The organism is Pseudomonas sp. P4_C4, assembly GCF_056402055.1.
This window is the reverse complement of the sequence record NZ_JBFUID010000051.1, coordinates 59,026-80,142: the sequence shown is the minus strand read 5'-3', so window position 1 is coordinate 80,142 and position 21,117 is coordinate 59,026. Positions and strand designations below refer to the sequence as shown.

Here is a 21,117-nt window from a genome sequence, read left to right as displayed (position 1 = left end):
GTTCAGGCTGAAATAGATGCCTGTCGCAACAGCGAGGTTAGTTCATTCAGGCGTGGCTCCACGCAAACCCACCCGCCCGAGCTTGCAGTTTTCGGATAGCGCAGATAATCCATTCCAAGCATTATTCACGGTGTCCAAATCGAAAACCATGGGTCATCCAGCAATGCTTTTTCTTTGTTTAACTGAACTGATACCTCTGACAGGCCGGGCTGCTTGCCGCACTGCACACCTCTGAAACGAGCCAGTCCGGCATTGTAAATGTGACACACAGTGCACCTTCCGCCTGGCCCTCATCTTCGTTCACCTCCCGGACCAGAATGCACCGAGCCAAATCCGGCCCCTATACTCAGGCCAGTACCGCCTGAACGGAAGATTTCTATGAGCTACACCTTCAAGTTGAAAAATGGCGCCGTGGCGGTATTCGACCCGGACAGCGCCATGCTTTCCATTACAACACCCCATGGAGATGTACAAAACTCCACGCTAGGTAGAGCTGAGTCGCGCCTGTTGGACCTGCTGCTCATGGAGCCAGGTGTCACTAAAAGCCGCGATGAAATCATCGACTACACCTGGAATGACCGCGTGGTTGCCTCCGGCAGTTTGAACCAAACGGTTTTCTCACTACGCAATATTCTCAATGACAGTCGGGATCACGAGATCCTGATGACTGTTCCTCGACGCGGATACTGCTTCAACCGGCACTGTGTAGTCGATGCAGCAGCAGATGTACCAGCACCCTCAGAGCAAACAGCGCAGCCACCCGCCCCCATCCCTGGACAACTACCGCCACCTGGTAGTGATGGGCTGCTTGCACCCTCAGGTAAAACCAATAAATCCACTCGCATTACAAAGGCCCAGCTGATCGCTTATATGGTTACGCTGGCAGTCGTTGCCTTTACTATTTTTAAATTCGACTTCGACGCGCCAAAAATTGAAATTTCCAGCGTCGACAAGAATGGACTGGTCATACACGCCGTGGGCAGCGATCTTGCCGAGGCTCAAGCCCTGATGAACTTGTCGGCCAAACAAACTGAACAATTACCGCCAAACCTGAAGGGTCAAGTCTGGATCAACCTGTATAAAGCCAATTATTCCGTTTCGTGCATTCGCCCGGATCTCAGCACTGCAAATCTACAATTGAACAGCAGCGAAAGAGACCTCGCCTTGATGATCCGTCAATGTTTGGAAGTCACCCTATGAAGTTTGAAATTCCGCAAGCCGTTCACTGGCCGGTCATAGCCTTGATCAATGCACTCTGCATTTTTTCGCTTGTGCACTCTCCTTCGCACTACATGGAAAACACCAGTTATCAAACAAAAACCCGACAATGGCTGGAAGATCTTGATCAACTGAACATCGAAGAGTACCTCACTATCGGGCATGGCCGACTCACGGGGACCACGCTGGAAAGCCTGAATGGAAAAATCCGCAATGCGACCATTTCAGCGAATATAATCGACGAAAGCAAAACTCATGTCGAAATCAAAGTCAGCAACATAAAACTCAGCCAGGACAATGAACTTTTTGCCATTGAAAAGACCCCTGACCTGTTTTTCAGACGTCAATACGTCTTGCAAGAAGGCGCCATTCTAAACTACGAATTGATTCCGACGCCGGATAAAAACGCCGTGTGTTTTTACGTACATGAACTTGGTCGCTTGCGTTGCATGAACCATTAATCGGCCTCCCGAATCGACTCAACACCCGCTTGGGACAGCTTCACATCAAAGAACTTCTCAAACAAAAATAACACTTATTGATTTGAATCAAACGTCTCTCCTGCCAAAAATTCCTCGCCGATAATCCTTGGAGTCGAGCCTGCTTGATTCTCGTCCGGGACAATGCCCTATACAGGAGAATCAAGTGAAAGCCCTGCATTTCCTGCGAACCCATAATTCGACGACTTTCGGATTTCTGGCGGTTGTATTCTTGTCTGCCATGCCACTTTATTCGTTGGCTCACGACGAGCACTCCGTCGAAAGCACGACCATTGAATATTATGAAATTGAAACAAGCCCGGATGATCGCCAGAAACTATCGCATCTGAAAATTCATAGTGAGAATGAGTATCACTCGGACGATCAGGACAGTGATTTTCCTCTCTCCACCCCACCACAAGGTGATACAGGCACGAGTTACGCCAGCTCGCTCATATTACTCTGACGTGTAGGGTGTAACCCGGTGCAAACGGTGTTTTGACCATTCTGACGACCTCATAAATATGAGTTATTGACTTTGGCAGACACCATCGAGGTGAGATTATTTTCAGGCCAGGTCGCGGCAGAGATGCAGCTGACATTCTGCTCTGCCTGAATAAACTGTTTATAAGGAAATCGCCTCGATGCTACTGAAAAACTTCGTCACCGTGTCGTTTGGCTTATTGCTTTCTCTCAAGGCCATGGCCGATGACAAGAGCGTCTACAGTGCCAAATTGACGAGTGTCGAAACCAACAAGAAGGTACCAAGTGCAGTGAAAAACAGCTATCAGGTAAAAAACGGTTATCGTATTGACGACTTTTACGCCTTTACAGCTGCAGCCATTGACCCGATGAAACCCCAATCGCAGATCTTCAGTTCGAAAATTGACCCGCGCAACGTTCAACACATGGATGATTCACCGTTGGACAGCAAGTACGCATTTTCGGCGGAGCTGGAACTGATCCGGGGACTCTGACAACCCGTTCAAAGCCAATGGCAATGGGGTCGAACTCACCGACAGCAAGGACGCCGAATTGCGTATCTTCTCCACGACTGCCCGTCAGGCTTGACCCTAATCATTTAACAGATGAGCCTTCAATTTCATGAGTATCGCACCGCCCGACGAGATCTTTCATTTGTCCTCTGCCTTGCCGAGCCAACTGAACAGAACAATAGGCAAATGGGAAATGAGCCTTATTCCAACCGAGCAAGAGGCACGCATTCGGCAACATAAACTCTTTCACAGCCCGGAACTGCAGTGCAGTCGCCTTGAGTTCGACTCATCCGTGACGCTGGTCAGTTCTGTTCCTGCCGGATTCGTGACATTCGCCATCTCGCAGCCTCCGATTGGACGCCCCGTCGTAAACAATCACAAACTACGGCCTGACGAAATCATCGTACTGCACAGCGATGAATCGGTGCATTACACCTGCGAACCGAATGAAACACTTTTCAGCATAACCACAACACTGGAAAACTATGACCGGTGCCGCCAACATCACGCGGTCATGGATATACTTGCCAACAGAACACAACACAGCTTCCAGGCTGAAAACTATCAATTCATACAATCTGCCGTTCAAGCCATCAGCGCTTGCTGTGTCGACATCAACGACTCTGATTCTTCACAGCACAGCGAAGCACAGGGTTCAGCGATTGAAAGTGCGGTGCTTGCTTCTCTATTGCAGTCGTTGACACCCGCTGGTGGCTTCAGCCGTAAAGTCCCGACAAGAAGAAAGGTGGCGATAGAAGCTATAGAGTACATTCATGAAAACACAAAAAAAACGCTCACTATAAAATCGCTGGTAAGGCAACTTGATACCACCACTCGCACCCTGCATTTTGGCTTTATTGAAACGTTCGGGATGTCGCCAATCGCTTACATCAGAAACCTGAGACTCGCCAGTGCCCGCCGCGATCTGATCAATAAAACGTGGCCCACCGTGACAGAAACCGCGATGTACTGGAATTTCCACCATCTGGGTCGGTTTTCCAAGGCGTATCAGATTGCTTACGGAGAGACTCCGTCAGAAACGGCCAGGCGCAACTCAGCCAAGCCCTGCAAATGATGATTAATAATTTCCTTTGATTAACCATAGGGACCCACCATTGCCTATTTGCCCATTCAAGGAAATAAGCATGCATCATCGAATAAACACACTGCCACTCAAGCAGAAAATCATTCTGTGCATTACCGCCTATGCCAGCGGCATCTTATTGGCCTGGGTTATTGACGGGTACTGAAGACGTTCAATCCGTGAATACAGAGTGCACAGTGAAATAATGATACCTCGAGGTTTTTCGATGGTTGCCGCATATAAAGCGTTACTTGGAAGGCACGCAGTCACTGTATGTCTGATTGCTGCAGCGGGCTGGGCCGCATGGTTTTGTGCCGGGGGACTGGCTGAGCAATTCATTGAACGGAAGTTGAATAACGTTTACGCCGATCTGCGCGCTGCTCAAGTGGAGCCCAATGCGCAGATCGACAAAGCACTGGAAAACCTCGGCGATCTTGATCGTTCGGGTCAGGAATGCTCCGTCGATCAATATTCACAACTGGCTGACCTGGTCAAGAACCTGCGATTTGTCGATCAAGCGGCAATCCAGTTGCCCAACGGCAAGATCTGCTCCTCCTACGGACAAGAACTCCCTTCAGTACTGGCAGGCAATGAGAAGCGCAAGTTCTCAATTGGAAGACGCACTTATTGGGTAGGTTCCGGCCACGCAGCTTCTGCGGACACCGACTTCATCATTGTGTCGGAACAGTCAACCTACGTCTGGGCAAACAAGAAGATCCTGCTCGACAATTTGAAGTTTCCAGAGGACCTGCAACTGGACCTCATCGGCCCCGGCGGCGCTGTGCCCATTGCTTCCACGGGCCCTCAGCCGCTGAAGATGCAGAAGCCGTTCCACCTGGACGAACTGGTTACCTCGCCAGACAAGGTCCTGATTGCCTTTGCGGGCAACCGAAATGAACTGATCGCCGTCATTTCTCTTCCGTTGAGTTACCTGACAAGTCTCAAATTCAAATTATTCATTGGCCTTGTGTGCGTGTTCGCAGCGCTGCTCTTGCTCGCAAGGTGTGCCCAACGGTATTACACCTCTATCGCCGTACGACTTCGCAATGCCATAAAAACCAACACGCTGGGTGTTCACTACCAGCCTATCGTTAACTTGACGACGGGCTATCTGGTGGGCGCCGAAGCACTTTCTCACTGGAGCGACAACGGCACCCACGTGCCTGCGGATGTTTTCATTCCAGTGGCGGAGAAGTCTGACTTGATCCGCAAACTGACGCGCTCGGTGATTCGACAAGTGGCGGAGGATTACAGCTCCTGCCTTTGGGCGTGCAAGGACTTCTACATTACGGTCAATCTTTGCGCCCGGGATATTCAGGACCCGAGCTTCCCAGACTATGTGGCCAGCGTGCTGGCAACCTACAACATGCCTGTGTCCGCCATGGCCTTTGAAATCACCGAAAGGACCCTGCTCGATCAGAAGCCTGCCGCCCGGCAATTGCAACGGCTTCGTGCGTGTGGACATCGCATTGCCGTGGACGACTTCGGTATCGGCTATTCCAACCTCTCGCTTCTTGATTCGGTGCCTTTCGACATTCTGAAAATAGATCGCTCATTGATCGCAGACGACAAGATCGCTGCCGAGGATGCCTTGTGGCGACACATTGCCCGGTTGGCCAAGTCGCTGAGACTCAAGGTCGTGGCCGAAGGTGTCGAGACTCAGGAGCAACTGCCGCATCTGGTTTCGGAGGGGGTTCTATTGGCGCAAGGCTGGTTGTTCTGCAAAGCGCTGCCTGTTCAAGCGTTGGCAAGACGCTACTTTCAATGCCCGGCAAACATCCCGCCTTACGACGCAAAAATATCAATCAATGACTTCTATTAACCCCTCACGGCCCCTCAAATGCTCGCCGAACCCTAACACCTGACAAACCTGTACAAGGACTCCACCACACATGCGACTTCGAAACCTTGGCTTCGCTTCACTGCTATCGTTGCTGTCTTTTCAGGCGCTCGCTGATGACAAAGGTTTATATCTTGGAGCTGGCGTAAGCAGCATTCAGACCGACGAATCCAGACTGGACGACGACGACAACAGCTACAAGGTTTATGCCGGGTATCGCGTCAATAGTTACCTGGCCTTCGAGGGGGCCTACGTCGATCTCGGTCAATTCAAGGACAAGAATGTCGATTTCGAAGGCAAATCGGCTCAGGCTGCCGCCCATCTCGGCTTTCCGCTGGGCGATCGGATGCGGGTATTCGGCAGTGTCGGTGCTCACGCCTGGGACGCCGACGGCAATGCCACCGACGACGATACCGGGGTTGATCTGACCTACGGTGTCGGCCTGGAGGTCGATGTCTTTCGCAACATCGGCCTGCGTGCTGAATACGAAGTTCTGGAGGTCGGCGAGATCAACCTGAATCAGACGACCGCATCCGCCTATATCCTTTTTTAATACCGCTGCAACTGAGCGACCTTCCCCGGTCGCTCATCGCACCCTGTGCGACACTCTTCCCTCGACCTGTCTGCCCCACGATTACTTCGCACATTAAGTCCGACTGCCAAAGCATTAAGACTCTTGTAACTACAACGTATAAAGAAACAGCGACACACCCAAATTTTGGCACATTTCAAATTGCCATCAAACAGAAACCACCCTTGAATAAATGAAGCATCACGGGGTTCTTACGCACTCCAACCATAAGTTGTGCACCAAAAGCGCGCCAAATGTACGCGAAAATGGCATATAGCACGTGCAGAATAGAATGATTAACAAATACACCGGCACCACCTCAGCTCAATAGTGCACTAGCTCCGAGAGACTATCGCCATCACAGAAAGTTTAATTTTTCCGATAGAACACTATTTTTCAACAAAAACAATCTATTACGAGCAATACATCACACAAGTAGATAAAAGGCATGCCTTTTGACTTCTTATGTTTGACAGACCGCTTAGAGTGGCCGATAACTATATAACTCAGGCGGATATTCCAAGAGTGCAGCAGCATCTGATATCCTGGGCAACACGTGAAACACCGTTGTTTATCGGGCGCCAAGTGCGAACCGTGCGGTAGCTTTAACCCTGATAAAGTTGTAGCGCTTTCATTACATATACAAATATCCATATACACTGCCGAACTGCTTCACACTTGAAACACATATAAGATCATTTCTGAAACACATATAAGCTCATTCCTGAAACACCTGCAACTGCCAATAATAAACATGACGCTTCTGGGATCATTTTTTTAAGGTCTCGTTGGCCTACTACCTACTAGCAAGCACGACGGTGTCTCCCCCCGACTAATCAGGCCCGCCGTGCTTAAAAACAAGCTATGTACGGAGCTCTCCAGAATGCTGACCAATACCCCCAATAGCGCTCATTGGTATCTACTGCAATGCAAACCCCGACAGGACGAAAGGGCCCAGCTCAACCTGCAGCAACAAGACTACATCACGTATCGCCCTCTACACGTGAGCGAACGCCTGATTCGCGGCAAGCGGCACCGGGTGCTGGAGTCCCTGTTTCCAGGGTATCTCTTCGTCCAGCTGAGTTGCAGTGACCACTGGGCGCCCATACGCTCTACCCGCGGCGTGAGCCGTATCGTTGAATTCAACCATGTCCCCGCAGAAGTGGCCGACGAGGTCATCGAGCACTTGCGTTTGCGCAGTATTCAATCGCTGGATAAATTGCATGACTGCAAGGCAATCGAGCCCGGGGAAATGCTGCAAATCGTCCACGGCCCGCTGGCGCCGCTCGAAGGTGTGTTTATGTCAATGCTGGGGGCTGAACGGGTCATGCTCCTGCTACAGTTCTTGAACCGGCAGCAGCAAGTCTGCGTCCCGCTCAGTGATCTGGAGCGACAACGTTCGTAACGACACAAGCAAAAACAGCCGGGCTTATTCACTTCTAGGGAATAACGATATGCCCCTCAAGCCGCACCGCCCTTTTGCATTGCTCGTGGTCTCCCTGTATCCCGGCATTGCCTGGAGTATTGACCCGCAATCCATTGATATTTACGGATTCCAGTTCATTCCCACTTTCGGCTTGTCGGAAAGTTACGACGACAACATTCGAGAGGTCGAGCATAACGTCCAGTCCTCTATGGTGACCAGGATTGCACCTTCCTTCGAGCTCAAGGCTGAAGACCGCAACAGCGCCACCCGGCTTACCTGGCAACCGACCCGCAAYATCTATCATTCGCAGTCCGATGCATCGAGCACCGGGCAGCGCCTGCGGGCCGACAGCATCATGGAGTTCACCGACCGCCACCGCCTGAAACTCGACGCCGAATACCATAAGTTCGAGCGAACGACTTCAACCGCGGTCGAAGGTATCAACGACAAACTCAACGACAAGCGCGTGGGGGGCGTCTACACCTACGGTGCCAAAACCGCCGACAACCAGATAGACATCGGCGCCAATTACGCGCAACGGCGCTACGACAATAGCGACGGCATAAATGACGACAAAGAACGCAACACCACCGGCCTCACCACGACCTGGTACCACCGGATCGGCAGCAATACCCGCGGCTTGATTGAATACGATCACACTCGCTTCGATTACCTGCAGTCCAACAGTCCGCGCAGTAGTAAATCCGATGCCGTACTGACCGGTGCCCAATGGGACTTTACCGCGCGCACCTCCGGCAAGGTTCGGGTCGGGTATGAGCGCAAGAACTTCGATGAAAGCACTTCCAGCGATCTGAGTAATCCGACCTGGCAAATTGACCTTCAATGGAAACCCCGCACCTATTCGACCTTCACCTTCCTGGCCCGCCAGGCACTGGCTGAAGGTGACGATGGTTCAGACGCCGTCAAGGCGACCTTCACCCAGATCGGCTGGCGCCATGGCTGGACCGAACGGATCACCACCGTCGCGCAGGCCGGTTATGGGCACTACGTCTACGAAGGTGAAAACCGTACCGACAAGCTTCAAGACTACAACCTTGCGGTGATCTACCAGATGCGTCGCTGGCTGGACATCGATCTAAGTTATCGATTACGCGATAACAACTCCGATGCCGACAACGAAAGCTTCTTGCGCAATGTGTTTCAGCTCGGTTTCAACTTCAGCCTGTAAGAGGACATGCATATGAACCGGCGCCTGTTTGGTTTGTTGATATGGCTGTTGCTCGCTCCCGCCACCCAGGCAGCAGATCCCTCCACCGAATACAAACTGGCCGCTGGTGATGTGTTGCGCATCACTGTGTTCGGGGAGCCGGGATTGAGCATCAAGAAAGTCCGACTCAACGATGCCGGGACGTTTTCCTACCCGTTCCTGGGCGAAATCGTCGCCAAGGGGCTGACCCCGAACCAGGTCGAGAGAAAGATCGTCGACGGGCTCAAGCAAGGCTACCTGATCGACCCGAAAGTCAGCATCAGCCAAATCGAATACCGGCCCTTCTACATCAACGGCGAGGTGAAAAAGCCTGGCAGCTACGCCTTCGTGCCGGGCCTGACCCTGGAAAAAGCTATTGCCTTGGGTGGCGGCCTGACCGAACGCGCTTCGATGAAACGCGTGACCATCCTGCGTGGCGACGGCGGCCCGGCGCTTGAAGACAACATTTCCAAGACCACCGTAATTTCCCCCGGTGACACCATTTCCATTGCACAAGGCTTTTTCTAATCATGGACAATAGCCCTAGCACCTACGTCGAACGTCCGCTCCAGGCGCATCTGCGCCCGCAGCACAGCGAAGAGTCGGACACCCTTGATCTGCTCAAACTGTGGAGGGTCCTCTGGCTCGCCAAATGGAACATCGCCTGGTTTGTGGTGCTTTGTTGCGCCCTTGCGGTGGCGGCATTGTCCTTCATCACGCCACAGTACCTGGGCAGCACCACGATGTTGATCAAGGAAAAAACGCCGCCAGTGCTGACCTTCCAGCAAGTCTCCGACTCTGGCGCGTCGTCCACCGCAGACTATCTGCAGACCCAGCAGGCGCTCCTGCAATCTCGGGACCTGGCAGAACGGGTGGTGAGGAAACTCGGGCTCACCACCAACCCGATCACCGATCCGCGCCAGCATACGCAAACCTGGTTCAAACCTCGTCAATGGTTAAACGATCTCAATGCCGGCCAATGGTTGCCCTGGCTGGCTTTTTTGCCCCCGGAGAAACCCGCGCCCACTGAAGCGGACGTGTTCAATGAAGTCACGCAAAACCTCATGCTGCAGACTACCGTCAAGTTTGTCGGCAAGAGCCAACTGATCGAAATTGCCGTCGAGTTACCCGACCCTGATCTCGCGGCGGCAGCAGCCAACGCGCTGGCCCAGAGCTACATCGACAGCCAGCTCGACACCAGCCTGAAGTCCTCGCAAAACACCACCAGCTGGATGAACACCCGCCTGGTGGAGTTGCGCAACAACCTGCGCGCCGCCGAGGACAAGCTGCAAGGCTATCGGGAAGAGCAAGGGTTGGTGGATGTCGACGGCGTGGCAACGATCAGTGCCAACGAACTGCAAATGACCGGCAATCGCATGATCGACGCCCGGCGCAATCGGGCGGAAGCCGAAAGCCAGTACCGTCAGGCCCAGTCATTGACCAACGGCGACATGAGCCGGCTGTCCAGTGTACCGGCGGTGTTGAGCAACCCGTTGATCCAGCAATTTCAGGCGGAGGTGGCCAAGGCGCAAGCCAAGGTCGAGCAGCTGTCCGGACGCTATGGTTCGAAACACCCGGCGCTGATCTCCGCTCAATCGGAATTGCATACAGCGCAAACCAGCTTGCGCCTGCAAGTACAGCAAGTGGTGGCTGGCATCGAGCGCCAATATCAATTGGCGGTGGCCAGCGAAGGTGCCCTGCAGAAATCCTTCAACACCAACAAGGCGCAGATCCAGAACATTTCACGTAAAGAGTTCCAGCTGCGCGAGTACCAACGGGAAGTCGACAGCTCCCGTGCGCTGTACGAAACGTTCGTCACCCGCCTGAAGGAAACCGCCGCCACCTCCGACATGGACTCTGCCAAGGCCCGCGTCGTCGATCCGGCGATCACACCGCTGGAACCCAGCAAGCCGCACAAAACCTTGATTGTGGCGATTGTCGCGGTGGTCGCATCGATCATCGGCGTCGCGCTGGCCTTCCTGTTCGATACTTTGAGCAATACCTTCAGGACTGAGGACCGCATCGAAAGCATTCTCAATGTGCCATTGCTCAGCGTGGTTCCGCTGGTCATGAAGAAAAGTCGCCGGCAACTGGCGCGTCTGTTCGAAGACAACGACAACCCGCGATTCTCCGAGACAATCCGCAATCTGCGGACCTGGCTGATGCTGCAGAGCACAGAAGAACCTTCGCAGGTGGTGCTGATTACCTCGACCGCACCGGGCGAGGGAAAAAGCACCATCGCCAATAACCTCGCCTCCTCGCTGGCACCACTGGAACGGGTGCTGTTGATCGATGCCGATTTGCGCCAGCCGACGTTGTCGTTGAACTTCGACTTTCCGCCGGACAGCCCGGGGTTCGCCGATGTGATCGCCGGCACCGCACTCCTTGAAGACTGCATCTGCACCGTGGGCAATCTCGACATGCTGCCGGCCGGGAGTGTCTCGCGGCCCTCGATGGACATGTTCAACACCCCTCGCCTGCCTTCGCCAAACAATCCGCTCGACTCGCTGCGCCAACCACCGGCGCAAGACCTGCTCAGTTCGCCGCGGGTGGCGCGCATGCTCGAAGTGCTCAAATTGCGCTACCGGCACATCATCATCGATTCACCACCCGCCGAGATGGTCAGTGATGCGCTGTTGCTGGCCCAGCATTGCAATGCGGTGATCTATGTGGTGAAAGCCGACAGCACACCGGTCGAGCAGGTGCAAAAAAGCCTGGCGATGCTGCAGCAGAGCCATGCGCCGGTGTTTGGGGTGGTGCTCAACCAGGTCGACCTGCGCAAGGCGCGCAAGTACGGCCACAACCACTTAAAATCCCTCTACGACTATGACTTCGCCCCCCGGTAACAACGTGCAGCGGCCTTAGCTGCATTACCTCACCACCAGCATTACCTCACTACCAGCGCGCGTATCAAAGCCGTGACGTTCACAAACGGCTTCGAATGACTACCCATGCCTGGAGATTGAGCCGATGACTTCGCTATATACCGCTCAAATGGCACATCGCCGTGGCGTGACCTTCTGGTGCCAATGGTTGAGTGCGATCACTCTGGTCAACCTGTTGCTGATACTGCTGGTACAGATGCGCGTCGGCACCCTGACCCCCGAGTACCGCGTCCTGATCATTCTGACTGTCCTCGGTTCGGTGCCGATCTACAGCCTCATGCAGGTCTACCACAAGCGTCATGGCCTGTTGGTCGGGCTCAGTCGGTTGTTGGCCGGCTGGCTGATCCTGCTGGCGGTGCTGATCAGCATTGCCTTCCTCACCCAGACCAGCGCCCTGTTTTCGCGACAGGTGATCATCGTCTGGGCCTTCGCCGGGTTCCTCGTCCAGGCAGCCAGTTTCCTGCCCTTGCACTACTTTGCCCGGCTGTATTCGCGGATGATCTTCAACGAACGTCGCTCGGTGATCATTGGCACCTGTCCGACCGCCCATGAGCTGGCCAAGAAACTGAGCAGACCCAATCGCGCGCTACTGTTGGGGTTCATCGCCGCGAAAGACCATCATGGCCCTGCCCCCAGCATTCTGCCGCTGCTGGGTCACGTCGAAGACATACGGGAACTCATCACGCGCATGGAAGTGCGCCGGGTCTACATCGTGTTGCCGATGGCGGAGGCCGCGACCATCGAAGCGCTGTACATCGACTTGCTGGACATGAACGTCGACGTGGTCTGGATTCCCGATTTCGGCAGCATGGTGCTGCTCAACCACTCGATCTCGGAGATCGAGCGGATGCCCGCCATCTACCTCAACGAAAGCCTGATCAACTCCCACCCCGGCAGCCTGTTTTGCAAAGACCTGTTCGAGCGCAGCCTGTCCGCCGTGGCCCTGATGCTGCTCAGCCCGTTACTGCTGAGTGTGGCGCTGGCGGTCAAGCTGACATCGCCGGGCCCGGTGTTGTTCAAGCAGAACCGCCACGGCTGCGACGGCCAGGTGTTCAAGGTGTGGAAGTTCCGTTCGATGCGCGTTCACGATGAGGGCGAGGTCCGCCAGGCCACCCGGGACGATGACCGCGTCACACCGTTGGGGCGCTTTCTGCGCCGCAGCTCCATCGATGAACTGCCGCAACTGTTCAACGTGCTGTTCGGGCAAATGGCCCTGGTCGGCCCGCGTCCGCATGCGGTCACGCACAACATCTATTACACCGGCAAAGTCCGCGCCTACATGGCCCGTCACCGCCTCAAGCCAGGCATCACGGGGCTGGCGCAGATCACTGGCCATCGGGGCGAAACCGAAACCCTGGAGAAGATGCAGCTGCGGGTTGCCCAGGACCTCAACTACATCAACCAGTGGTCGCTGTGGCTGGACATCAAGATTCTGCTCAAGACGCCCTTCACCTTGTTCTCGAAAAACATCTACTGACCTCGTGCCCGATCCTGGATCGGCCCCACGAAAACGGAGGTTTTCCCATGAATGTGAGTGTATTTGGCATTGGCTATGCAGGGCTTGTACAAGGCGCCGCGACGGCCGAGGTCGGTCACACCGTGATGTGCGTGGACGTCGACGCCGTTGACGGACGCAACCTGTACAACCCGCAGCGCCTGAGCAAACGCGGCTTCACCTATGTGTCGGTGGGCCGCCCGCCTCGACCGCTGGTGGCACCGGGAGACGGGCCATGATCCGGCTGGATTTGATCGGCCAGTATTCGCCGGCCCTGCTCGAGGCCAACAAAGCGTTTTCCTTTATCAACTTCGCGTCGATCGGCAGTTTTTTCCAGCACCCGCCTGATGCTATCGCCTACTTTTGCGACGGCATGCTGATGTCGAGTTTCATGTCGCAAGTCACCGGGCGATCCATCGCGCGGGTCAGTTTCGACTTCACCTCGATTGCCGGACCGGTGTTCAGCGACGCAGAACAACAGGGCAAGCGGGTGTACATCGTCGGCGCCACGCAATCCGAGCTGGAACTGTTCATCCGCAAACTGCAGACACGCTACCCACGGCTGCCGATTGCCGGTTATCACCACGGTTACTTCGATGCGCCTCAGGCGGCGGCCATCCAGGCGGACATTCGCCTGGGTCGGGCCAACATCCTGATCGTGGGCCTGGGCGCCGGGTTGCAAGAGCGCTTCGTGCTAAGCGCACTGAATGCCGGCTTCACCGGTGTGGCGTTTACCTGCGGCGGTTTCATTCGTCAGGAAGCGATGACCAACGGTGTCTATTACCCCGAAGCAATCAATCGCCTGCACTTGCGGGCGTTCTATCGCATGTACCGCGAGCCGCACACGATCAGGCGTTACCTGGTCGACTACCCCGGCAACTTTCTGCAACTGGCGGCGATGATTCTGTCCCACAAAGTCGCGATCAACATCACTACGCCCTGAGCGCCGGAGAATGGCCGTGCACATTATGTTCACTCTCAAGGATTTCAAGCTCGGCGGTGGCATCGAGTGCGTCCAGCAACGCCTGGCCGGGCAGTTTCTCAAGGATGGGCAGCGTGTGAGCTTTTTCGTCATGAACGGCGAAACACCGGATGTAGCAGGGGCGCGAATCCTCGACGGCGGCGGTAACGGTCTCCTGGGCCTGATCAAGTCTATTGTGCTGCTGCGCCGGATCATTCGCCGTGAAAGCGTGACTCACCTGATCAGCGCCAAGGAACAAGCCAACCTGTGTACCTGGGTGGCCACCCTCGGCAGCCGTTGCCAGGTCATCTACACCCGGCACACGGCCCTGGATTGCACGGAACAGAAAACCGGTGTCCACAGCCTGCGCCTGCTCTATGCCCTGTACCTTTGCGGCAGCGGCAAGGTGGTGGCCGTGTCCCATGACCTGCAACAGACCATTGCCCGTCTGATGCCCTGGGGGCGTGAACGCATCCGCTATTGCCCCAACGCGGTGGTCACCGAACAACTGCACAACGCCTCCCGGGCGCCACTGCCCAACGGCTTGCCCCACGAATACTGGATCGGCGTGGGCCGGCTGGTCGAGGTCAAGGGCTTTCATTTGATGCTCCAGGCCTATGCCCTGGTGATCCACAACCCGGACGTACCCGATCTGGTGATTGCCGGTGACGGCCCGTTGCGCGAAGAACTGATCGCTCAGGCGCGGAAACTGGGCATTGCCAACCGGGTGCACTTTACCGGCCACGTGAACAACCCCTACCCGCTGATCCGCCATGCACGCCTGTTGATCCTCAGTTCTTTTTTTGAAGGCCAGCCCACCGTGTTGATCGAGGCACTGGCGCTCGGTACACCCGTGCTCGCCAGCGACTGTCCCACCGGCCCTCGAGAGCTGCTCGACAACGGGCGCCTTGGCCAACTGGTGAGAGTCAACGATGTGCCCGACCTGGCGCAAGCGCTGCAGCAAAGCCTGTGTTTCAAGGCACACAGCGCAAGATCAATGGCCAAAACCGTGCGCCCCTACACCAGCGAGCACGCCGCACGGGCTTACTACGAGGTGTGGGATCGATGAAACGGTTGCTGATCATCCTGCACGACCTCAGCGCAGGCGGGGCCGAAAAAATGATGGCACGCCTGGCCGGTGCGCTGGTTGACGCCGGCAATGACGTGACGTTGCTGATGCTCACCGGCGGCGGTGTCAACGTGGCGCTGGTCGATCCTCGGGTCAAACAGGTGGAATTGCACAGTGCCCGCAGTGCCAGCGCGGTGCCGGCGCTGGCCAGTTTTCTGCGCCAGAACCGCTTCGACGCACAACTGGCCGCCCTTACCCACGTCAACGTGGTGGCCATTGCCGCCGCTACGCTGTCGGGGACACTGGCACAATTGCATGTCAGCGAGCGCAATGCGTTTTCCCGGGATAAACACGTCAATCCTTCATTGCGTGTACGCCTGGCTTACTGGTTGGCGCCGTTGCTGTACCGGCTGATTCCCAACCCGGTGATCTGCGTCTCGCGCGGCGTGGCCGAGGACCTTGTCGAGACCACTGTCGCCCGCGCACAGGACGTCACCATTGCCGACAATCCGGTACTGGATAATGACTTTCGCGACAAGCCACCGGGCAGTCCGACGCATCGCTGGCTTCAGGAAAAAACCACCCCGGTGATTGTCGCCGTGGGTCGCCTGGCACCGCAGAAGGGCTTTGACACCCTGGTCGAGGCGTTCGCCCGATTACCGTATCGCAACGCCCGGCTGATCATTTTCGGTGAGGGCGGGCTCAGGGCCGAGCTGCTTGAACTGGCCACCCGCCTCGGCGTGGCGGACCRCTTCGATCTGCCGGGCTATGCCGATCGACCCATGGCACAAGTCGCCGCCGCCGATTGTTTTGTCCTGTCGTCACGCTTCGAGGGCAGCCCCAACGCCCTGGTCGAAGCGCTGTCGACCGGCACACCGGTGGTCTCGACTCGCTGCCCTTACGGCCCGCAGGACATTCTCGAAGATGGCGTGGTGGCTCCGCTGGTGAACGTTGATGACCCCCAAGCACTGGCCCAGGCCATCGGTATTGAATTGACCCGGCCCAGGGACCGGCATCGCCAGGTCCGCATCGATGCCGCCGCCCGTTTCATGAGCGGCCGCGCCGTACAGACTTACCTCGCTGCACTGCTTGGGAGCCAGTCGTCATGAACAAACTGGAAATCAGGTATTCCACGCTGCGCGATGCCTTCACGCTGTTTGGCCTGTTGTTTTATTTCCAGGTGACGTCGTTCTTTCTCGGCCTGGGCAATGTGGCGACCCTGGACGGTGTCGGAAAAGACCTCGAAGGCAACGTGCTCAATCAGGTGTGCGGCCTGATCACCTTGCTGGTGCCGTTGTTCCTGTTCGTGCGCCACAAGGTGTTCCTGAGCAAGAGCTTTTACCGCGGCAACTTCTTTTTTCTGGTGTTCCTGGTCTGCGTGGCGGCATCGATCAGTTGGTCCGACGATCCGATACTGAGCTTCAAGCGTTATATCGCGATGATCAGTGTGGTGTGCTTCGCAGGGTTCATTGCCTATAACTACAGCATCGAAAGAATCGCCCTCATGCTCGGCTGCGTCATCGGTGCCGTGGCGTTGATGGGGCTGATTTTTGCCGTGATCAACCCCGATATCGCGTTCATTACCGGCGGTATTCGCGACGGCGCCTTCAAAGGGATCTTTGCCGAGAAAAACGCCGGCGCCCGGCTCAATGCCATCGGCATCCTGTTGCTGCTGCCGGCGATCAGGCAACGCAACCTGCTGGCCATCCTGTGTGCACTGTTCTCGCTGATTGCCATCGGGCTGGCCCAGTCCGCCACCGCCATTGCCCTGATCGTGGCTGGCGCGGCGAGCTACGGGTATTTCCTCACGCTGGTGCGGTTGCGCGTCAACCGTTCGATGATGGCGTTCTTCGGCGCCACACTGGTTTATGCCCTGATCTGCGTGTTTTTGTACGGCAATTACACGTTGATGCTGAACCTGCTCGGGCGGGACTCGTCACTCACCGACCGCACGCTGATCTGGGAACTGCTCACGCCGCTCATCGACGACAGGTTCCTGAAGGGCTACGGCTATGGCGCGTTCTGGACCAGCAACGATGCCGAGGTCTTTATCAAGCGCTGGGGCTACATCGGCAATGCCCACAGCGGCTACCTGGAAACCCTGCTCAACGGCGGCGTGATTCAACTCGCGGCGCTGATGCTGCTGTTTGCCGAAGCCTTGATCAAACAGTACCGGGCGATCACCTCCGCGCAGTCGGCTCAGGTGCGCGCCTGTGCCCTGGTGATCATCGGACTGTTCATCGTCTCCAACTACGTGGCGTACGTGATTCCCAACTACCGCAGCGCCGAGTTCCTGGTGTTCTGCACCCTGGCCCTTTCGTTTCGGCACCATCACGCGACTCGTCCGCACCTGTCACCGACAACAGGCCGGGCCTACTACCGTGGGCCCGCGAAGACGTATCGCAAGGAGAAAACCTCGTGCTAGAGCCAAGCCCCTCTTCGGTGCATTCAGTGTGCGTCGTGATCCCGATGTACAACGGTGCCGACAGTATCGAACAGACGCTGGGCTCGTTGACCGACCAGACCCGACTGCCCGATCACGTCATTGTCATCGACGATGGGTCGAGTGATGACGGACCGCAACGGGTCAAGGATTTCGCCGCGCCGTTTCGCCTGACGTTGTTGCATCAGGCCAATGAAGGCCCGGCCAGCGCCCGCAACCATGGCTTGCGGCACACGGAAGAAAGCCTGGTGGCGTTTCTCGATGCCGATGACCAATGGCATCCGCAAAAGCTCGAAAAGCAACTGGCGCTGTATGACGACCTGCTTCGTCAGGGACGGCCCGTGGGGCTGATTGATTGCAACGTGCTGATTGAATACAGCGACGGCACCCGGTTTGTGGAAGATCGCTACAAGAGCGGCATGCACTTCCATGATTTCATCCGCTGCAACATCGTCAATGGCGTCTCCACCGTGCTGATCCGCCGCGATGTGCTCACACAACTCGGCGGCTTCGAAGCCAGCCTGCGCTATTCCGAGGACCGCATGATGTGGGCCCGGATCGCCGAACACTGGGAAATCCACACGGTGCCGCAAACCCTGGCGCGGCGGACGGTCAACGGCGGCAACATCACCGCCCAACCGAAAAAGTACTTCTCGCACAAACTCAGGTTCATCGAGCTGTTCCTCGCCCGTTATGGTGCGCAGTTGAGCCAGCAACAACGGATCGATTTCGAGCTGGGCAACCTCGCGGATTTCCTCTGTGCCTTTTCCCGCTTCGGTGAACATGCCGAGGTGATCAACGTGTACCGGCGCATGCTGGCGTGTTCCTGGCAGGCACTGATTTTCGCCCGGGGTAAACCGACCTTGCGTTACCTCTATGCCCGCGCCAGAACCCTGGGCCGGACCGCCGAGTCAACCACCGCTCATTGAACCGGTGCCCGCCATGGCCAACCAGCGTCTGGTTACCCTGATCTGGATCTTCACCGAGAAATTCGGCCTGATTTTCCTGTCGATGATCACCTTTGTCGTCTACGCGAGGCTGCTCACGCCCACGGAGCTGGGCGTGGGCACGGTGATCATCGCGATTGTCGAAATGGTCGGACTGCTTTATTCGTCGGTACTGGAAGACCCGCTGGTACGGGCCGAGCGCCTGGAAGACAAGCACATCAGCACGGCGTTCTGGTTTGCCGTGCTGATCAGCCTCGTGTCCATCGGCGTCATCTCCCTGGCGGCCATGTTGTACACGCGCTCGCCGGCACTGCAATGGATGATGGCGGTGGCCTCGGTAAAGATTCTGTTCACCATGATAGCGCGTGTGTATGTCGTGGAAATGCGCCGCACCAGCAACTTCAAGAGGCTGGCGTCGCGTACGTTGCTGGGGAAAATCGTCGGCGGCGTCGGCGGGATTGTCGTGGCGCTCTGGGGGTTCGGCCCGTGGGCGGTGATCGCCCAGGCGCTGATCATGGAGTTTGTCTGCGTCGTGGTGCTGATGAACGGGGACCGGCGGCGCATCGCTTTGTACATTGACGGGCCTTTCCTGCGGGAACTGCTCAAGACCGGAACCCCGGTGGCGATCAATGCGCTGAGCGCACAAACCCTGCAACGTGGCGTCAACGTGGTGCTGGGCATGACCGCCGGGGCCCATGCGGTGGGCATGTTCAACCTGGCCATGCGCATCATCGATCTGCCGCGCTCGGCGATCTACAACGGACTGATGAGCTATGCCTTGCCGGTGTTCGCCCGGCGCAGCAGCGACCCGCCGCGACTGATCGGGATCATCAGCGACTCGACGGTGATCAGCGGTTTTCTGCTCACGCCGTTTTTCCTGGGGATTGCGCTGACGGCCGAGGATATCGTCCTGTTGATCTTCGGCGCCAAATGGGCCGACGCCATTCCCATGCTGCAAGTGCTGGCGATCACCGCAGCCATCGGCAACCTTGCCATGTACGCCACCACGGCGCTGGTGGCGGTCAACCACACCCGCGTCACCCTCAAGGCCGAGGTGAGCACCGCCCTGCTCGCCCTCGGGCTGGTTTATATGCTGGGCCCGACCTGCGGCGGCATGGGCGCTGCACTGGCCTTGCTGGTGCGCATGCTGCTCATCACGCCGTTGCAAATTCGCGGACTGAACACCGCCATCGGTTACGGCTGGGGCGTGTTCATCGAGTCCGGTTACCGCAGCGTGATCGCCTCGCTGGTCATGGCGGTTGTGGTGCTGACCGCTTCTGCGCACCTGGCCTTGCAAGGCGTCTTGCACCTGGCCTGCAACATCGCCATCGGTGCCCTGACCTATGCGCTGGCCTATAGCGTGTTGCACCCGCGCTGGCCGCAGGAATTCAAGTTGGTTTTCACCGCCCGCTGACCCTGACTTCTTGAAACAGGAACGCCCAAAATGCCTAAAACCACGCTGATCACGGGCGGGGCCGGCTACATAGGCTCCCACACCGCGCTGACCCTCATCGACGCCGGCCAACATGTGCTGGTGCTGGATAACCTGTGCAACAGTTGCCACGAGTCCATCGAGCGCCTGGAGCACCTGGCCCATGCCCGGGTCCGCTTCATTGAAGGCGACATCCGCGATACGGCCTTGCTCGAAAGCCTCTTCAGCCAATACGAAATTGACGCGGTGGTGCATTTTGCCGGCCTCAAGTCCGTGGCCAACAGCGTGTGTCATCCCCTGGAGTATTACGCCAACAACGTAGTGGGCACCCTTAACCTGTGTGAGGTCATGGCGCGCTTCAATGTGTTCAAACTGGTGTTCAGTTCCTCGGCGACGGTCTACGGCGAACCGGCGCACACGCCCATCGTCGAGGCTTCGGGCACCGGCATTCCGGCCAGCCCCTATGGTCGCTCAAAGCTCATGGTCGAGCAGTTGCTCACTGACCTTGCCCTCTCCGAACCGCGCTGGAGCATCGCCCTGTTGCGCTACTTCAACCCGATTGGCGCCCACCAAAGCGGCCTGATCGGCGAAGACCCCAACGGTCGGCCGAATAACCTGTTGCCCTGCCTGACCCAAGTGGCGATTGGCCGAATCCCCGAGCTGACGGTGTTTGGCAATGACTACCCCACCGTCGACGGCACCTGCGTGCGGGACTACATCCACGTGGTCGACCTCGCCGAAGGGCATCTCAAGGCCTTGCAGGTGCTGCACGGTGCTGGCGGCATTCACATCTGGAACCTCGGCACCGGGATCGGCTATAGCGTGCTGCAGATGATCCACAGTTTCGAAGACGTCACCGGCGTCAGCATTCCGTTCCAGATCGCCCCGCGCCGGGCCGGCGATATTGCCCAGTGCTGGGCCGATGCCAGCAAGGCCCGGCACGACCTGGGCTGGTGCGCCCGGCGTGACCTCGCGCAGATGATCCAGGACAGCTGGCGTTGGCAATTGAGCAATCCCTACGGCTACCGCCCCGCTGTCGAGTTGTCGGCCGCCTTTGCCAGGTGA

At 56.8% G+C, this 21,117-nt stretch carries 19 protein-coding genes and 1 pseudogene; all 20 read left to right on the top strand.

The genetic code is table 11. The features are described 5' to 3' along the window. The first annotated feature begins 378 nt into the window (after nt 1-378). Complete coding sequence (locus tag AC1DXW_RS23410) at nt 379-1,200, top strand: winged helix-turn-helix domain-containing protein (protein WP_477756864.1); 822 nt, start codon at nt 379-381, stop codon at nt 1,198-1,200. After that, nucleotides 1,197-1,679, top strand: coding sequence for a hypothetical protein (locus AC1DXW_RS23405; RefSeq protein ID WP_477756865.1), 483 nt, complete (start codon nt 1,197-1,199; stop codon nt 1,677-1,679). The genes AC1DXW_RS23410 and AC1DXW_RS23405 overlap by 4 nt, the downstream gene beginning before the upstream one ends. 184 nt (nt 1,680-1,863) lie before the next feature. Then, nucleotides 1,864-2,163 carry a hypothetical protein gene (locus AC1DXW_RS23400; protein ID WP_477756866.1) on the top strand — a complete coding sequence of 100 codons (300 nt, stop codon included), beginning with the start codon at nt 1,864-1,866 and terminating at the stop codon, nt 2,161-2,163. A gap of 178 nt (nt 2,164-2,341) precedes the next feature. Continuing rightward, on the top strand, nt 2,342-2,674 hold the full coding sequence (locus tag AC1DXW_RS23395; RefSeq protein ID WP_477760509.1) for a hypothetical protein: 333 nt from the start codon (nt 2,342-2,344) through the stop codon (nt 2,672-2,674). A gap of 127 nt (nt 2,675-2,801) precedes the next feature. Further along, nucleotides 2,802-3,767 carry an AraC family transcriptional regulator gene (locus AC1DXW_RS23390; RefSeq protein WP_477756225.1) on the top strand — a complete coding sequence of 322 codons (966 nt, stop codon included), beginning with the start codon at nt 2,802-2,804 and terminating at the stop codon, nt 3,765-3,767. A 235-nt stretch (nt 3,768-4,002) separates the two neighbouring features. Next, nucleotides 4,003-5,598 (top strand): EAL domain-containing protein, encoded by a 1,596-nt coding sequence (locus tag AC1DXW_RS23385; protein WP_477756226.1) that lies wholly within the window; start codon nt 4,003-4,005, stop codon nt 5,596-5,598. Nucleotides 5,599-5,668: 70 nt separating this feature from the next. After that, entirely contained in the window at nt 5,669-6,169 is a 501-nt protein-coding gene (locus tag AC1DXW_RS23380; RefSeq protein WP_477756227.1) for an outer membrane beta-barrel protein, read from the top strand. Nucleotides 6,170-7,070: 901 nt separating this feature from the next. Further along, nucleotides 7,071-7,592, top strand: a complete 522-nt coding sequence (gene rfaH / locus AC1DXW_RS23375; RefSeq protein ID WP_477760508.1) for a transcription/translation regulatory transformer protein RfaH — start codon at nt 7,071-7,073, stop codon at nt 7,590-7,592. A 49-nt stretch (nt 7,593-7,641) separates the two neighbouring features. Further along, on the top strand, nt 7,642-8,802 hold the full coding sequence (locus AC1DXW_RS23370) for an outer membrane beta-barrel protein (protein WP_477760507.1): 1,161 nt from the start codon (nt 7,642-7,644) through the stop codon (nt 8,800-8,802). Nucleotides 8,803-8,814: 12 nt separating this feature from the next. Continuing rightward, nucleotides 8,815-9,348 carry a polysaccharide biosynthesis/export family protein gene (locus AC1DXW_RS23365; protein WP_477756649.1) on the top strand — a complete coding sequence of 178 codons (534 nt, stop codon included), beginning with the start codon at nt 8,815-8,817 and terminating at the stop codon, nt 9,346-9,348. A 2-nt stretch (nt 9,349-9,350) separates the two neighbouring features. Continuing rightward, nucleotides 9,351-11,666, top strand: a complete 2,316-nt coding sequence (locus AC1DXW_RS23360) for a GumC family protein (protein WP_477760506.1) — start codon at nt 9,351-9,353, stop codon at nt 11,664-11,666. A gap of 124 nt (nt 11,667-11,790) precedes the next feature. Continuing rightward, complete coding sequence (locus tag AC1DXW_RS23355) at nt 11,791-13,182, top strand: undecaprenyl-phosphate glucose phosphotransferase (RefSeq protein WP_477755840.1); 1,392 nt, start codon at nt 11,791-11,793, stop codon at nt 13,180-13,182. Nucleotides 13,183-13,229: 47 nt separating this feature from the next. Further along, nucleotides 13,230-13,328 (top strand): annotated as a pseudogene (locus AC1DXW_RS23350) (hypothetical protein); the annotation flags it as partial. A 107-nt stretch (nt 13,329-13,435) separates the two neighbouring features. Then, nucleotides 13,436-14,143 carry a WecB/TagA/CpsF family glycosyltransferase gene (locus tag AC1DXW_RS23345; RefSeq protein WP_477755839.1) on the top strand — a complete coding sequence of 236 codons (708 nt, stop codon included), beginning with the start codon at nt 13,436-13,438 and terminating at the stop codon, nt 14,141-14,143. 10 nt (nt 14,144-14,153) lie between these two features. After that, entirely contained in the window at nt 14,154-15,230 is a 1,077-nt protein-coding gene (locus AC1DXW_RS23340; RefSeq protein ID WP_477760505.1) for a glycosyltransferase, read from the top strand. Then, nucleotides 15,227-16,339, top strand: coding sequence for a glycosyltransferase (locus tag AC1DXW_RS23335; protein WP_477760504.1), 1,113 nt, complete (start codon nt 15,227-15,229; stop codon nt 16,337-16,339). Before AC1DXW_RS23340 ends, AC1DXW_RS23335 begins: the two co-directional genes overlap by 4 nt. Beyond that, nucleotides 16,336-17,655 (top strand): O-antigen ligase family protein, encoded by a 1,320-nt coding sequence (locus AC1DXW_RS23330; RefSeq protein ID WP_477755836.1) that lies wholly within the window; start codon nt 16,336-16,338, stop codon nt 17,653-17,655. The genes AC1DXW_RS23335 and AC1DXW_RS23330 overlap by 4 nt, the downstream gene beginning before the upstream one ends. After that, the gene (locus tag AC1DXW_RS23325; RefSeq protein ID WP_477755835.1) at nt 17,649-18,602 is read left to right on the top strand and encodes a glycosyltransferase family 2 protein; all 954 of its coding nucleotides are present in this window, start codon (nt 17,649-17,651) and stop codon (nt 18,600-18,602) included. The genes AC1DXW_RS23330 and AC1DXW_RS23325 overlap by 7 nt, the downstream gene beginning before the upstream one ends. 13 nt (nt 18,603-18,615) lie before the next feature. Beyond that, nucleotides 18,616-20,034, top strand: coding sequence for an oligosaccharide flippase family protein (locus AC1DXW_RS23320; protein WP_477760503.1), 1,419 nt, complete (start codon nt 18,616-18,618; stop codon nt 20,032-20,034). 30 nt (nt 20,035-20,064) lie between these two features. Next, on the top strand, nt 20,065-21,117 hold the full coding sequence (gene galE, locus AC1DXW_RS23315; RefSeq protein WP_477753779.1) for a UDP-glucose 4-epimerase GalE: 1,053 nt from the start codon (nt 20,065-20,067) through the stop codon (nt 21,115-21,117).